The organism is Arthrobacter sp. 05T47 (assembly GCF_056395825.1).
Map to the genome: position 1 here is coordinate 20,437 of NZ_JBFTKG010000023.1, position 15,074 is coordinate 35,510.

14 protein-coding genes are annotated in these 15,074 nt (G+C 63.6%); 4 read left to right on the plus strand and 10 right to left on the minus strand.

The window, feature by feature from the left end; all coding sequences use genetic code 11:
* Positions 1 to 116: 116 nt before the first annotated feature.
* On the minus strand, positions 117 to 1,025 hold the full coding sequence (locus AC1DEY_RS15505; protein ID WP_476868728.1) for a helix-turn-helix transcriptional regulator: 909 nt from the start codon (positions 1,023 to 1,025) through the stop codon (positions 117 to 119).
* A gap of 182 nt (positions 1,026 to 1,207) precedes the next feature.
* Between AC1DEY_RS15505 and AC1DEY_RS15510 the strand changes: the two genes are divergently transcribed.
* From AC1DEY_RS15510 to AC1DEY_RS15520, 3 genes are all read left to right on the plus strand, one after another.
* Complete coding sequence (locus AC1DEY_RS15510; RefSeq protein WP_476868729.1) at positions 1,208 to 1,879, plus strand: SDR family NAD(P)-dependent oxidoreductase; 672 nt, start codon at positions 1,208 to 1,210, stop codon at positions 1,877 to 1,879.
* 31 nt (positions 1,880 to 1,910) lie between these two features.
* On the plus strand, positions 1,911 to 3,116 hold the full coding sequence (locus AC1DEY_RS15515; protein WP_476868730.1) for an MFS transporter: 1,206 nt from the start codon (positions 1,911 to 1,913) through the stop codon (positions 3,114 to 3,116).
* A gap of 1,135 nt (positions 3,117 to 4,251) precedes the next feature.
* Positions 4,252 to 5,064 (plus strand): IclR family transcriptional regulator, encoded by an 813-nt coding sequence (locus AC1DEY_RS15520; RefSeq protein ID WP_476868731.1) that lies wholly within the window; start codon positions 4,252 to 4,254, stop codon positions 5,062 to 5,064.
* Between the two features lie 184 nt (positions 5,065 to 5,248).
* Here the strand turns inward: AC1DEY_RS15520 and AC1DEY_RS15525 are convergent, their stop codons facing one another.
* Both AC1DEY_RS15525 and AC1DEY_RS15530 read right to left on the minus strand, forming a co-directional pair.
* The gene (locus AC1DEY_RS15525; RefSeq protein WP_476868732.1) at positions 5,249 to 5,449 is read right to left on the minus strand and encodes a ferredoxin; all 201 of its coding nucleotides are present in this window, start codon (positions 5,447 to 5,449) and stop codon (positions 5,249 to 5,251) included.
* Positions 5,446 to 6,615 carry a cytochrome P450 gene (locus tag AC1DEY_RS15530; protein ID WP_476868733.1) on the minus strand — a complete coding sequence of 390 codons (1,170 nt, stop codon included), beginning with the start codon at positions 6,613 to 6,615 and terminating at the stop codon, positions 5,446 to 5,448. Before AC1DEY_RS15530 ends, AC1DEY_RS15525 begins: the two co-directional genes overlap by 4 nt.
* A gap of 155 nt (positions 6,616 to 6,770) precedes the next feature.
* Between AC1DEY_RS15530 and fdxA the strand changes: the two genes are divergently transcribed.
* Positions 6,771 to 7,091 carry a ferredoxin gene (gene fdxA, locus AC1DEY_RS15535; protein WP_476868734.1) on the plus strand — a complete coding sequence of 107 codons (321 nt, stop codon included), beginning with the start codon at positions 6,771 to 6,773 and terminating at the stop codon, positions 7,089 to 7,091.
* Positions 7,092 to 7,554: 463 nt separating this feature from the next.
* Here fdxA and AC1DEY_RS15540 read toward each other — a convergent pair whose 3' ends face one another.
* The 7 genes from AC1DEY_RS15540 to AC1DEY_RS15570 are packed head-to-tail and all read right to left on the minus strand — an operon-like array spanning position 7,555 to position 15,028.
* Entirely contained in the window at positions 7,555 to 8,112 is a 558-nt protein-coding gene (locus AC1DEY_RS15540) for a cysteine hydrolase family protein (RefSeq protein ID WP_476868735.1), read from the minus strand.
* Between the two features lie 46 nt (positions 8,113 to 8,158).
* Complete coding sequence (locus tag AC1DEY_RS15545; RefSeq protein WP_476868736.1) at positions 8,159 to 9,004, minus strand: aldo/keto reductase; 846 nt, start codon at positions 9,002 to 9,004, stop codon at positions 8,159 to 8,161.
* A gap of 2 nt (positions 9,005 to 9,006) precedes the next feature.
* Positions 9,007 to 10,431, minus strand: coding sequence for a Re/Si-specific NAD(P)(+) transhydrogenase subunit beta (pntB, locus tag AC1DEY_RS15550; protein ID WP_476868737.1), 1,425 nt, complete (start codon positions 10,429 to 10,431; stop codon positions 9,007 to 9,009).
* Between the two features lie 5 nt (positions 10,432 to 10,436).
* On the minus strand, positions 10,437 to 11,975 hold the full coding sequence (locus AC1DEY_RS15555; RefSeq protein WP_476868738.1) for a Re/Si-specific NAD(P)(+) transhydrogenase subunit alpha: 1,539 nt from the start codon (positions 11,973 to 11,975) through the stop codon (positions 10,437 to 10,439).
* Between the two features lie 49 nt (positions 11,976 to 12,024).
* The gene (locus AC1DEY_RS15560; protein WP_476868739.1) at positions 12,025 to 13,011 is read right to left on the minus strand and encodes a cyclase family protein; all 987 of its coding nucleotides are present in this window, start codon (positions 13,009 to 13,011) and stop codon (positions 12,025 to 12,027) included.
* A gap of 48 nt (positions 13,012 to 13,059) precedes the next feature.
* Entirely contained in the window at positions 13,060 to 14,040 is a 981-nt protein-coding gene (locus tag AC1DEY_RS15565) for an ABC transporter ATP-binding protein (RefSeq protein ID WP_476868740.1), read from the minus strand.
* A complete protein-coding gene (locus AC1DEY_RS15570; protein ID WP_476868741.1) occupies positions 14,030 to 15,028 on the minus strand; it encodes an ABC transporter ATP-binding protein in 999 nt (332 codons plus the stop codon). The genes AC1DEY_RS15565 and AC1DEY_RS15570 overlap by 11 nt, the downstream gene beginning before the upstream one ends.
* Positions 15,029 to 15,074: the final 46 nt, after the last annotated feature.

Consider the following 15,074-nt stretch of genomic DNA (forward strand, 5'->3'; position numbering starts at 1 on the left):
TGCGATCATGCGCGAACACACAATGCTGTACTAAGTTCGCGATTCCATTAGCCAACCGGCTGGTGCAGGCGCCGACGCCTCCCACGCGAAGACGACCGACCCCCCTCACGGATGCGTCAACTGGCTTGCCGGTTAGCTGGGCCAACAGCTCCCGCACCCGCCCCGGTTCCTGATCCCGTAGCTGCCCAGCTGGCGAGTAGCCGCAGTCGCTCAGCACTGGGCGAGCCGGGCTCGGCGGTGTAGATCATAAGGACGCAGCCCGGGTCGGCAGTGATAATGAGTTCTTCGTAGGCGAGGGTTAATTCGCCGACGACGGGATGGTTGAATCGTTTTGTGCCGGACCCGTGGGTCCTAACGTCATGCGCGCCCCACAGGCGCCGGAATACGTCGCTGCGCGTGGAGAGCTCACCAACGAGGTCCTGGAGCCCTTTGTCATTGGGGTCACGGCCGGCTTCGGCCCGCATAATCGCCACGCACATCTCAGCGAAGAGCTCCCAGTCAGGATAAAAGTCCCGGGATGCAGGGTCGAGGAACTGGAACCGGGCCAGGTTCGGGGTGCGACCGCCGTCGCCGATGAGGGGCGCATAGAAGTCCCTGCCGAGCTCATTAGTAGCAAGGAGGTCCTGGTGCTGGTCGCGAACGAACGCAACGCCGTCGGTAATTGTGTTGAGTACCCAGTGCAGACTGGGCCGACTGACGGCGTTTTTCGTGGATCGTCGGCGGGGACGCCCGGATAGCGGAATACCGTCGGCTGCGCGGGCAAGGTCGAAGAGGTGGGTTCGTTCCGTGTCATCGAGAAGAAGGGCGCGGGCGATGGCGTCAAGCACGGACGAGGAGGCTCCGCCGATAGCACCACGTTCGAGCTTGGCGTAGTACTCGACGCTGACGTCGGCGAGTGCCGCCACTTCTGTGCGGCGAAGCCCGGCAACTCGCCTGTTCGGGTCGGCGGGAAGTCCGGCCTGTTCGGGGGTGATCTTTGCGCGGCGCGACATCAGGAACTCGCGTACCTCGGCTCTATTGTCCATGCCACGAGAATACGTCCCTGCGAACTTCGTTGGGGTCCCCTGCTGGTACACCCCTTGACAGAGACTCCCGCGCTGGACGGTTTGCGTCTTGACTGGATAAGAACTGACCAGCGGTACGACCCGGGCAAAGTTTTCAACCTCATCCTCCCCCGCTGATCACCGCCTCACTCCCTAAGGACGTAATGACCACTATTGCCATCGTCGGCGCCGGCACAGGGCTCGGCGCAGCCATCGCCCGCCGCTTCGGAACCGAAGGCTTCGCCATTGCCCTGATCTCCCGCAACCAGAACAAGCTCGACCTGCTCGCAGAAGAACTGGCCGCGGAAGGCTTATCCGCCCGCGGCTACGCCGCCAGTGTCCGGGACCCGGAAGCCCTCACCGCGGCGCTGGAGCAGGCCGCACAAGAGCTAGGCACGATCGAGGTCCTGGAATACAGTCCGCTGCCGCAGAAGGAATTCCTGCGCCCCGTGTTGGAAACCACGGTGAAGGATCTGGCCGCAGCGGTGGAGTTCTCCATTTACGGACCCGTCACGGCCGTGCACCAGGTCCTTAGCGGCATGCGCACGTTGGGAAGCGGAACCGTCCTGTTCGTCAATGGCGGTTCAGCCGTCCACCCGAACCCGTTGGTTGCCGGGACGTCCATCGCCTTCGCCGGTGAAACCGCGCTGGCGACGATGCTCCACGACACCCTCGGCGCCGAGAACATTCACGTCGGACAGCTGATCATCCCCGGCGCCATCGACCCCGGACACCCGCATAACGATCCCGGCGCCCTCGCGCAGCGGCTGTGGGAGCACCACACCCGACGCGACACGTTCCGCGATCACGCCGAACCGTTCCCGACCAGCAAGTAACCGCGCAACCCCGTCGAGGGCAAGGAGAAAAATGACCACCCTCAGCACCGCTTCGGCTCCGACCCCGGAATCGACTGAGAAGCCGAAACGGCTGCCGCTCGCCACTCTGTCGGCGCTTGCCGTCATCGGCTTCGTCCTCGTCGCGATGGAGACCATGCCGGCCGGCCTGCTGCCCGTTATCGCCACCAGCATGGGGACCAGCGAAGGCACCGTCGGACTGTTCGTGAGCGCCTACGCCCTGGGTACGGTGCTCATCACGATCCCCGCCATCACCTTTACCCGGGGCATGCGCCGCAAGCCATTGCTCCTCGGCGCGATCCTCGGACTCATCCTGGCCAACACCACCACCGCCCTCTCCAGCGACGTGACCCTGTCGCTGGTATCGCGTTTCGTCGCCGGCGCGTTCTCTGGAATCATCTGGGGGATGCTGGCCGCCTACGGCCGGAAGATCAGCCCGCCCTCCCGTGCAGGCCTGTCGCTGGCGATCGTCTCTGTCGGGGCACCCGTCGGATTCGCTCTCGGCACACCACTGGGGGCCTGGCTCGGAACGACCTTCGACTGGCGCTGGGCCTTCGCCGGACTCACCGCGGTCGCCGTGATCGCCGGTGTCTTCATCGCTGGTGTCGCGCCCGACGCCGAGGGGCAGCCCGGAACCTCCCGGCTTCCCCTGGTCCGGGTCTTCCGCATCCCCGGCGTAGCCGTGATCCTGGCCGTCATCTTCACGTGGATGCTGGCCCACAACACCATCTACACCTACATCGCCCCGTACCTGAGGATTACCGGCAGCAGCCTCACCGCCGACGTCGAACTCTTCATCTTCGGTGTCGCCTCGATCGCCAGCATCATCATCACCGGCGCGCTCCTGGACCGCCACCCCCGCCCGTTGCTGCATGGAAGCGTCACCTTGTTCATCGCGGCCGCGGTGGTGCTGCTGGTCGGCCACACATCGGCCCCGGCGATCATCGCCGCGACCGTGCTGTGGGGGATTACGTTCGGCGGGGCGGCCGCCCAGCTCCAAGCCGCCCTCACCACCACCGGCGGCGCGGACTCCGACGTGGCGAACTCGTTCCTGCCGGTGGCGTTCAACCTCGCTATCTTCACCGCCGGCATCCTCGGCGCCGCGCTGCTGACGAATTTCAGCGGCCTGGTCCTTACGGTCGTGATGATCGTAGCCGGCCTGGCCGCACTCATGCTGACCATCTACGGACGCCGCACCGCATTCCCCTCCCGCCTCTAACAACACCGGCAAACCCCGCGGCAGACTTTTCCTGCATGTGATCCGCGGTGACCGAGGCGGGGCCGACGGGGGTGGGGTGATAGTCGATGACGCCATGGCCGAGGATGTCGCGGATCGTCCACCCCTTGCGGGCGACATCAAGGGCGCGAACGGAGCGCGGATCGAATGGGGTTGGGCTTGCAGCAGCCAGCTGCGCGGGCGTCAATGGTTCGTCGAGCTGACTGACCTCAGGGGTCAGGTTCAGCATCGATCCCAGGTAGGGGACACGGCCCTGAACCCGTCATCCACATGACTTCATGGGCCACAGGCCGCGACAAGCGTCAGAGGGACCCGAGCAGGGTCAATGTACACACGTTAAAGCAAAAACCCCTCTGACGAGGGGAAATGCTGTGCCCGAGGTGGGACTCGAACTGCATTCCCTCCCCCGCAAACACTGGACTCACGCGGAAACATGAGGAATCCGGCCCGGTCCGCCACATACGACCCCATCCGAAGCCCAAAGTGTGGACAATGTACACAGGCCAGGTTGGCCTGCTCAGAGCATTCGGGCCCCATTCCCCAAGCCAGGGTGCGGCTGTTCCGTATTCTGCGCCAGGAGACTTCCGGAACGGAATTCCGGTCGGCCGCAGCATCAGACGCCCTGTCTGAATGCGTGGCTCGACCCGAGTCCCTTCAGACGTTTCCGTATCCAGTGGCGCCGGCCCTGCCAGCAGGTACGGGTGCGGGCAGACCCCGTTGGTCGCCGCTGGCTCCCCCATATTGGCTGCCGTAACGGTCGCGTGCCAGCCGTCCCCGTCCGGCCGGTAGCGGGCGATGATCGACAACGCGAACGGGTAACCTGGCGCCGGCTCGATGGCGCAGGAGTGCTACACGGGTTCGCGGCCAATGGGCGCCGCGCTCAGTGCCGCCAATACAGGAGCGGAGCGGTGAGGCCTGGGACGCTGTCACAGCAACGCTCCTAGCGGCTGCTGTCTGCAACAAATACATACGGATTGGAGGAGCGCGGGACCGCTTTTCTGTTGGCGGCGATTCATCCAACAGAAAATGCGTTCGGTTTTAGGGTGCGCTAGCATGGCCCCTAAAGGCTTTACGGGTCACTGTCTCAGCCCGCGATTCTTGGAGGAGAAACCAGAAGGTGCCAAGCACACCAAAGAAGCAGCAGGAGGGTTCCTCCACCGATCGGCAGAGGGATCCGTTGGCAAGAGGTTTCGAAATCCTAACCTTGATGGTGGAAACCGGAGAGCAGTCCTACGGCGTCCGCGAATTAGGGACGCAGCTTGGCGTCAGCCCGAGCACTGCTCATAGGCTGCTCGCGGACCTGGAAAAGCTTGGCATGGTCCGCCGGACCCAAGACGGCGGCTACCAGCTTGGCCTTGAGTTCCTGCGGCTCTCGTGGAAGTTAATGACACGGTTTCCGCTGCGGGATATGGCTAACGACCTCCTCCAGGACATGACAGATCGTAGCGGTGAGTCTTCATTTCTCGGGATCTACAATGATCAACGGCACGAAATGATGTTCGCCCACTCGATCGACTCTCCCCATCCACTTCGATACATGATCCCGCTGCAAAAATGGCTCCCTTTGCATAGTGGAGCCAGCGGGCTTTCAATACTTGCCTTCCTCCCCGAGGAGACACGCAACGCAATTTTGAATGGCAACCTGACGAAGGTCACCGAGAACACCATCATCGATCCTGAGGTCCTCTTGAAACGCATCGAGGACATCCGGCATCAGGGCTACGCAGTCTCGCTCGGTGAGCGGGTTACAGGCGCGATTGCGCTTGCAGCACCAGTGTTTGGACCGGGACGGGAAGTCGTTGGAACGTCCGGTCTAATGATCCCTGAGTCTCGGTTTGACGCTGCTGTTGAATCAGAGCTGTCGGACATCGTCAAGCATTCTGCGGCGGTCCTCAGTGAACGTATGGGCGGCGCCCTCGGCGCAAGCTAGGACATCTTGGGCGGCCCGAATACCTGCGGCCACGAGCCGGTCACGCAACTCCTGCGTAACCGGCCAGCGCACGACGGAGATTGCCAGCCCGATGACCGCCACCCGCCCTTCCAATATGTTTCGCTGCGTCACCCACTGGTGAAAGCCTCGCAACTAGGGCCTTGTCAGTTACCCTCGGCTCCGGTCAGGCGCGGAGGGTAATCGATCGGCTCGGACAGACGTTCACCGCTTCCTTCGCACGGGCGAGCGCGTCCGGCGAGGCAGGATCGGCCTGCAGCACGAGCACCAAACCGTCGTCGTCCTGGTCGAAGGCGTCCGGGTCAGCAAATACGCATTGGCCCGCACCAATGCACGTTTCACGTTTCGCAACTATTTGCGTGCTCACCATGCCACCCGAAGCTCGCTGATGCCGTAGTTCGGCCCCCACTCCTTGAACGCAATCGCGGAGAGCGGATCGAGGAGCCGGAGGGTGGGTACGCGTTGGATGACCTGTTCGAGCACCACTACCAGCTCAAGCCGGGCGAGGTTCTGTCCCAGGCATTGGTGCGGGCCAAAACCGAACGCCATGTGGTTGCGAGCGCCGCGTTTGAAGTCAATCGTATGAGGGTCAGGAAACACCTCGGGATCGCGGTTTGCGGTGTTCGTCAGCCCGAATACTGCATCGCCTGCGTGGATCTGCTTCCCACCAATTTCAAGATCGGCGGTGGCGAGTCGCAGCCCGCCAACCTCAGCGATGGTGAAATAGCGCAGTAGCTCCTCGACGGCGCCGGGTATCAGCGAGGGGTCGTCGCGCAGCTGCTGAAGCAGCTCGGGCTTGTCGAGCAGTGTCATGATGCTCAACGAGATCATGTTCGCTGTGGTTTCGTGACCCGCAATGAGCAACAGGAACCCGAGCCCCACCGCCTCCTCGGTGTCCGAGCCAGCGTCGAGCTGTCGGCTGAGAATGTCGTTTCCACGCTCATTGACTCGCGCGTCGACAAGGTCGCTGATGTAGGCGCGGAGCTTTTCGATGGCTTCGCCCCTCCGCTTGGGGTCGATGTGTGAATCGGAGAAAAGCGATGTGTTGTGCTGGAAGAAGTCGTGGTCTTCGTAGGGCACGCCGAGCAACTCGGCAATCGCCATCGCGGGGACGGGAAGGGACAGCTCCTCCACCAGTTCCGCCTCAGACTTCCCGTCGAGCATCGCGTCGAGGGCCTCGCTGACAATCTCCTCGATGCGTGGGCGCATGAGCGAGATCTTCTTGACGGTGAACTCGTTCATTACGCGCGAGCGGATGGCCGAATGCTCGGGCGGATCGATCGCAATGATCGCTCCCTTATGCGCACCAGGAACGTAGCCTCCATGCGCCGGGTGATCAGGGTACGACCGGTCCGAGCTGAAGCGTACGTCGCTGAGCATCGTGCGGACATCGGCATGCTTTGTGATCGCCCAGGCCTTGCGCCCGTCGCGCCAATCGAGGAAGGCGACGGGTTCGTCGCCTTGCAGCTCGAGGTGCTCGGCCGGTGGGCTGTATGGGTCTACTCGGCGGGTCTGGATGGCGTCAACCGTCATCGGGTCTCCTCTGGGTTATGGCGAACTGCACTGGTCACGTAACCATTCTGCGTGGTAGTTTTGAAATACAACGCTTAGGTTTCAGTGTACACATTGAAATCTTCGCGTCTACCCCTATTACGCTCCGAACACCGACGTCCGGAAGGGCCTCTCACATGACCTTCGTTATTACTGAAGCTTGCGTTGATATCAAAGACAAGAGCTGCATCCAAGTGTGCCCCGTTGACTGCCTTTATGAGGGCAACCGGATGATGTACATCAACTCCGACCAATGCATAAATTGCGGCGCTTGCGAGCCCGCCTGCCCCGTTTCAGCCATCCGCTTCGACGACGAACTCGAAGGGGATGACGAAAAGTTCCTTGGGCTCAACGAGCAGTTCTTCCAGGAAGCGAAGCCGCCGAAGGGCGGCCGCAAGCTCGGTCGCATCGATCACGACGTCGAGTACGTGGCGCAGCTTCCGAAAGCGACTCAATAAGCCAAATACTAAGCATTAATGCTTATTTCTGCGTCTTCGGGCACGAGGACGCCCGGCCATCCGCCGTGTGCACAGCGCTGATGCGGATGGCCGGTCCGGCTCTTCGTGCCCAGGCAGGGCCGGCTGATGGGTACTCCACCCGGCAAACAGATCGCTAGTCACCTACAAAGACGAGGAGTGACCATGCCCCGACGTCGACTTCCTCTGGACGGCACTCCTCAGTGGGCGTTCGGATCAGGTGCGCCGGACTGGACAAGACGTGCAGAAGAGGCACCCGCGCCGCCCCAGGTGATCAATATTGACGAACTTATTGCATCCCCTTGGATCGGCCTTCACTACAAGCATGAGTTTCTCCTGCACCACAGGCACGAGTTGTTGTAGCGGGGCCTAAGGGATCTGCCCCGCGTTCGTACCGGCGGTCGGTGGCTGGCCGGGGAGCCAGTAGCGAACGTCCGGGAAGGGCTCAGCGACCTTCAAGCAGGGCGATAATCTCCGACGCTGAACCAGTCTGTCCCAGAGCGGGGAAGACCCGGCTGACACTGTGAAGGTGGGCATCCAGGTTCGGATCCGTCATTGCGTCCAGCGCTAACGTCACTGTATAGCCGAGGTCGTACGCGTCACGGGCAGTCGACTCCACACCAAAGCTGGTGGCCATCCCTGCGAGGACGATTTGGGTAACACCGCGTTCCGTCAGTAGCGAGGAGAGGTTGGTACCTGCGAATGCGCTCCAGGTCCGTCGGAGGATGACGACGTCTTGGGGTTGCCGGTCGAGTTCGGGCAGGAGTCCGCACCATTCAGGCGGGAAGCGACGCGCACCTTCGCCGTAGTGCGTGCGGCCGGGCGGCGTTCCATCGACGGCGGCAAGCACCACTAGTAGATCGCGTTGGCGAAAGGCGGACAGCAGGTCGCCTGCCCGGGAAACGACCTGACCGATGGGATGCGCCGTTGGGGCGGCGACAGTTCCGGCCTGCAAGTCGATCACGATCAGGGCGGTTTGCTCGTCAATCACGTTTGCCGGCATGGGCGTTCTCCTTGTGTAACTGTTCGTCGGGACTGCAGCGGCAGGGTTAGCTGAAGCGAATTGATCCAATCTTGGCGGTCATGCTGGGGTCGCGGTGGTCAAAGAACAGGGACCTGCCGGCGTCGAGCTGTGCAATTTGGGCCATCTCGACGCCGGTGAGGGTGAAGTCGAAGACCTGGATATTCTGCGTGATGCGTTCAGGGTCCGCGGATTTGGGGATCACGACGACGTCGCGCTGGTTGAGCCAGCGGAGAACCACCTGTGCCACGGACCTGCCGTGCGCCTCGGCAATCGGAGTGAGTCCAGGGTGGGTAAACAGGTCATTTTTCCCTCTGGCGAAGGGCCCCCACGACATGATCTGCACGCCGTGTTCGTTCATGATGCGTTGGTCTTCGGCGCGCTGGTAGAACGGGTGGGTTTCGATCTGGTTGACGGCCGGAGTGATCTCGTTGTGCGTGATGAGGTCCACGAGGCGGTCCGGGTGGAAGTTGGACACGCCGATTGCCTTAGCGTGGCCGTCCTGATGGAGGTCCTGCATGGCCCGCCACTCGCTGTAGTAGTCGCCGTAAGGCTGGTGGATCAGGTAAAGGTCCACGTAGTCGAGTCCCAGGCGCTGGAGCGAGCTGTTGAAGGACCGGACCGTGTTGTGCTCGCCCGAGTTCTGCACCCAGACCTTGGTGGTGACGAACAGCTCGTCCCGCGGGATACCGCTTTTGGCAATAGCCCTGCCGACGGCCTCCTCATTCCGGTAGAGCGCGGCGGTATCGATCAGGCGGTAGCCGGCTTGCAGGGCGGTCAGGACTGCTTTCTCGGTCTCGTCGTCGGGGATCTGCAGGACACCGAAGCCGAGGACCGGCATCTCGACGCCATTATTCAGGGTCACGGTCTGCATGATCAGAAGACGCGTGCCCCGCTCAGGGCGTGCACAATGTCCTCCACCCGTTCCTTCGCATCGCCGAACAGCATCCGGGTGTTGTCCCGGAAGAACAGCGGGTTCTGGACGCCGGCGTAGCCCGACGCCATGGACCGCTTGAACACGATGACCTCCTCGGCCTCCCACACTTTCAGCACCGGCATCCCGGCGATCGGGCTGCTCGGGTCTTCCGCCGCAGACGGATTCACCGTGTCGTTGGCGCCGATCACCAGCACAACGCTCGTCTCCGGGAAATCATCGTTCACCTCGTCCATCTCAAGCACGATGTCGTAAGGCACTTTCGCCTCCGCGAGCAGCACGTTCATGTGTCCGGGGAGCCTGCCCGCAACCGGGTGAATGCCGAACCTGACGTCCACTCCCCGTTCCCGGAGTGAGCGCACGAGTTCCGCGACCGGGTACTGCGCCTGTGCAACGGCCATGCCGAAACCGGGTGTGATGATGACCGACTTGGCATCGGCGAGGAGCCGCGCCGTTTCTTCCGCGGAAATCTCGTGGTGCTCCCCTGTCTCCTCGCTGCCCTGGGTCGGGGCGGCAATGCCGAACCCGCCGGCGATCACTGAGATGAAGGACCTGTTCATCGCCTTGCACATGATGAAGCTGAGGTAGGCGCCTGAGGATCCCACGAGCGCACCGGTAACGATGAGGAGGTCGTTGTTCAGCAGGAAGCCGCTCGCTGCCGCGGCCCAGCCGGAATAGCTGTTGAGCATCGAGACGACGACGGGCATATCGCCGCCGCCGATCGACGCGACCAGGTGCCACCCCAGGAGCAGCGCCAGCGCCGTGACGGCAACGACCAGCCAGATGGACGGCGTGATGACGAACCATGCCGTCAGCGCGATGAAGACCACGAGCGCACCAACGTTCAGCGCGTTGCGGCCCGGAAGCACCAGTGGAGCGGACTTGATACGCGCCGACAGTTTAAGGAAGGCCACGATCGAGCCCGTGAACGTTACTCCACCGATGAAGATGCCGACGAAGACCTCGCCGCGATGGATGCCGACCAGGTCGGAGGAGGTGTGGGCGCTATCGAGGAAGCCGCTCCAGCCGATGAGCACCGCTGCCAGCCCGACGAAGGAGTGCAAGAGGGCAATGAACTGGGGCATCCCGGTCATCTCCACCTTGGCCGCACGCCACAGACCGACGGCGGCGCCGGTTGCCACGGCGCCGAGGAGAAGAATGATGCCGAGCTGATCGGCGCCCCGGACCACAAGACCAAACGTGGCGCCCATCGCGATGACCATACCCGCGATGCCGTAGGTGAGACCGCCGCGGGCGGTCTCGTGCTTCGAGAGACCGGCGAGGCTCAGGATGAAGAGAAGCGCGGCCACAATGTAGGCGGCGCCGGAAATCGCGAGTGTTACCGCGGAGAGAGAATCGGGAGTCATGGCGTTCAGTCCTTCGAGAACATGCGGAGCATGCGGCGGGAGACGGCGAAGCCGCCGAAGACGTTGATGCTGGCTAGGAGCACGGCGGCGGCGGAGAGCACCTTCGTGACGGGGTCGTCGATCGCGAGCTGCAGCATGGCACCGACCACGACGATGCCGCTGATGGCGTTGGTCACTGACATGAGCGGAGTGTGAAGCGCGTGGTGTACCTTGCCGATCACGTAGAACCCGATCACCACTGCAAGTACCAGAACGGTGATGTGCTGCGGCAACGGCGCGGGAGCGATGGCAATGATCCCGAACAGGGCACCGATGCCGCCAACCGTGAGCGCGGCGCGCGCCAGCTTCGATAGCTTCTTCTCCGCCTTCACTGGCGTGGCCGACACTTCGTCAGTGGTGATCTGCTTGGGCGCGGCCGAGACCTGCACGGGGGGCGGTGGCCACAGCTTCTGGCCATTCTGCGCCACTGTGATGGCGCGCTGCACCACGTCGCCGTGATCGAGGACCAGTACGCCGTCCTCCCCGGGCGTGAGCAGTTTCAGGAGGTTGACCAGGTTCTGCCCGTAGAGCTGCGACGCCTGCGCCGGCAGCCGACGCGCGAGGTCGGTGTAGCCGATGATCGTTACACCATTGGAGGTGACAACAAGCTGACCAGGCACGGTACCCTCGACGTTGCCGCCGTTGGCTGCCGCGAGGTCGACGATGACGCTGCCTGACTTCATCGACGCGACGTCGGCAGCGGTGATGAGCTTCGGGGCCGCGCGTCCGGGGATGTTGGCGGTGGTGATGATGATGTCGACATCCCGGGCCTGCTCCGAGTAGATCTCGGCCGCCCGCCGGTCGTACGCCTCACTCGTGGCCTTCGCGTAGCCGTCGGTCGACTCCATTCTCTCGGCGACTTCGACGGCTAGGTAGCTGCCGCCGATCGATTTCACCTGTTCGGCTACTTCGGGGCGCGGGTCTGTGGCACGAACGATTGCCCCAAGGCTCGATGCGGTACCGATCGCGGCAAGCCCGGCGACTCCGGCACCGGCCACAAGGACCTTCGCTGGCGGAACCTTACCCGCAGCCGTGACCTGTCCGGTGAAGAACCGCCCGAATTGGTTCGCCGCCTCGACGACGGCACGGTACCCGGCGATGTTGCCGGTGGAGGAAAGGACGTCCATTGATTGCGCCCGCGACAGACGCGGAACGGCGTCCACGGCGAGTGCGGTGATGGGCAGCGCGACGAGCTTGTCCACGATGTGTGGGTTCAGGCCCGGACTAAGCCAGGACACCAGCGTGGCGCCCTCGGCCAGCAGGGCGAGGTGGTCATCGGACGGGGCATTCACTGTGAGTACGACGTCCGCGCTCCAGGCGGTGCTTTGATCGACGATCTCCGCTCCGGCATTCGCGTAGTCGCTGTCAGGGAAGGCAGATCCGGCCCCTGCACCGCGCTCGATCACCACCTCGTAGCCGAGCTTCATTAAATGGGGGACGGTGGACGGGGTGCCGGCGACGCGTGTTTCGCCATCCGCACGTTCGGCGATAATTCCGATTCGCATCGGCATCTCCTCGGGTAGGGGTCAGATCAGGACTGTGGTGCTCAGCGCTTTAGTAGATGAGGAGAGGGTTGATGATGACGCCCGTTGAGCGATGAATCGCTGTGGGAGCGGCAACCAAGAACCCGGTGGACGTGCCTGCGGCCCTGAGCGCAGCTGCGGCGGGGCCGAGAAGGCTGTTGTCGATCAGGCAGAGGCCGATGGCATAAATGAGTCCGTGCACTTCGAGCGCGTGGGGTGGGTCGAACCGTGCGTCATGGAAATCCCACGACACCAGGCCCGGGTCTTTCGACGCTATCCACTGCGCGCCGGATTTTCCGATCCCGGGACGGGGCTGGAGTACGGCCCCCGGCGTGTAGCGGTGGCCCGCGGCCTCGAAGCGATCCCGGCCCTGGTAGATGAGGAGCGCGTCGCCGGGCTTGAGTGTGACTCCGGTGGCGTCAAGGGCATTATCGAGGTCCACCGCAGTTACCGGTGACTCAGCTGTGACCCAATCAACGCCGCGCACGGCCGGGATGTCGAGCAGTACCGCCCGGGTGGCGATTCCGTGCTGGGCCCAGTTGACCATGGTGTCTTCGTCGGTCTCCGAGGACCGTGCCGGGATGGGACCGTGCCAGCTCTCATCGGCACCCAGGTGGGCGAGCCCGTCCATGTGCGTGTTGTGGATGCCGTGCGCGTCGTAGCGGATGAAGTCACCGCCGTGTGCTGACCGGCCGTGGATTCCGATCCTGACATCTAGGTCCACGCTTCCGTGACCATCAGGGATCTCAGCGACGGCGAGTGCCTGCCACTGCAGCTTTTCTTCCTCGGCCACAGCGGCGAGGGCTTCAAGCTGCTTGGCCCGGGTTTCGATCTCGCGCTCGAGCGAAATCGCCTTGCCGAGGGACACAGCAGCGATTCCGCGTAGGCGGGCTGCCTCGTCGATGAGCGTCACCGAGCCGCGGCATTGGACTCCGTCGACATGGCGGGCCGCGTCGTGGACTGCTCCGATCTCTCGCAGCCAGGTGGCGACCGGGTCGGGGGCGAGGTCAACAGACATATTGTGGGTACTCCAATTCTTTGAAACGAAACTTCTGGGGCTGGGAAGCTAGACGAGGGGGAAGTGGCAGGCCGCGAACTGGCCCGGGCGGACCTCGCGCATGGACGGCTCTTCAACGGCGCACTTCTCCTGGCTGTTCGGGCACCGTGCGCGGAAACGGCAGCCCGACGGCGGGTTGAGCGGCGAGGGCAGATCGCCGTAGAGGGCGGGTCCGACAAATCCACCTTCCACTTCGGGTGACGGCACCGAGTCCAACAGGCCCCGCGTGTAGGGGTGGGCCGGCCGCTCGTAGACCTCGACGGAATCACCGAACTCGCAGGTCTTGCCGAGATACATTACGAGAACTTTGTCGCTGAAGCTGCGCACCACGCCAAGGTCGTGGGCGATAAAGACGATCGTGAGGTCGTACTTGCTCTTCAGGTCCTCCAGCAGGTTCAGAATCTGTGCCTGCACCGATACGTCAAGCGCGGATACCGGCTCATCGCAGATGAGCAGGCCGGGGCGGACGGCGAGCGCCCGGCCAATGGCGACACGCTGCGCCTGACCACCTGATAGCTGGCGCGGTGACATCTCGGCGAACCGTTCCGTCGGCAGGCCCACCTGATCGAGCAGCTCGTCGACGACGGCCGCCCGCTCCTTCGCGCCCTGCCCACCGATGGCAAGGCCTTCGGTGACGATGTCCTTCACCAGGCGCCGCGGGTTGAGCGAGCTCACCGGATCCTGGAAGATCATCTGCATGTCACGCCGGAGTTCCCGCATCCGCTTGTGGGTGGCGGTTTCGATCGTCTCGTCGCGGAACCGGACGTGCCCGCCGGCGATTGGATCGAGCCGCAGGACGGCCCGTCCCGTCGTCGACTTCCCGCACCCGGACTCACCGACGATGCCGAGCGTCTCGCCGGGCAGGAGATCGAAGCTGACGCCGGCGACTGCTTTGAAGCTCCCTCCCGATGTGTGATATTCGACCTCAAGATTTTCGACGGACAGGACTGCCGCGTCGCCGCGCAGGTGCGCGCTACCGCTACCGGCCAACGAGCTCACCTTCTTTCGTGTTCACGGGGTGGGTGCACGCGGCTTCATGGTCATCGGCAAACGAGAGCATGGGAGGCTGCACTTCGAGACAGTCCGGCGTTGATGCCGCGCACCGGGGCGCAAAGCGGCAACCCTCTGGCGGGGCGGTCGGCGAGGGAAGCGAACCGGGGATGACGTTGAGCGGCGCGTGGCGCTCATGGTTGATCGTTGGAGTTGCCGAGAGCAGCGCATCGGTATAGCGATGGCGCGGGTCCTGGAACACTGTTCCGCTCGCACCGATTTCAGCGATGCGGCCCGCGTACATGACGGCGGTGCGGTCCGTGCTTCCCGCAACGACGTGCAGGTCGTGGGAGATGAGAATGAGCGACATCCGACGCTGCACCTGTACCCGCCGCAGCAGATCCAGTACTTGCCGCTGGATGGTCACGTCGAGGGCCGTTGTGGGCTCGTCGGCGATCAGCAGGTCCGGCTCGCACGCCAGCGCGACGGCAATCATCACGCGCTGGCGCATTCCGCCGGACAATTCGTGCGGATAGGCGCGCAACCGCCGCTCGGGGTCGGGCACACCGACTTCCTGGAGGAGGTCCAGCGCGCGGGAATTCGCTTCCGAACGGGAGATCCCCAGGTGCCGGCGCATCCCCTCGGTCAGCTGGCGCTCTACGCGGACCACTGGGCTGAGTGAGCGTCCGGGATCCTGGAACACCATCGCGATCTGCTTGCCCCAAATGCCCTGGAGCTCCTTTGGCTTCATGGTGAGCATTTCGCGCCCCTGGAAGAGGACCTGGCCTGTACGCCCCGATCGGGCAGGCATCAGGCCCATCACCGCCCGGGCCATCACGGACTTGCCCGAACCGGATTCGCCGACGACGCCGAGCGCTTCGCCGTGCTGAAGGGTGAAGGACACGCCGTCCACAGCCCTGACGACTCCACGGGGGGAGCCGATGTAGGCATGGAGGTCGGTGACCTCGAGTAGTGCTCCGTCGCTCATGTCGCAGCTTTCACTAGTTCAAATAAGGGAGAGAGGCCGGGGCACC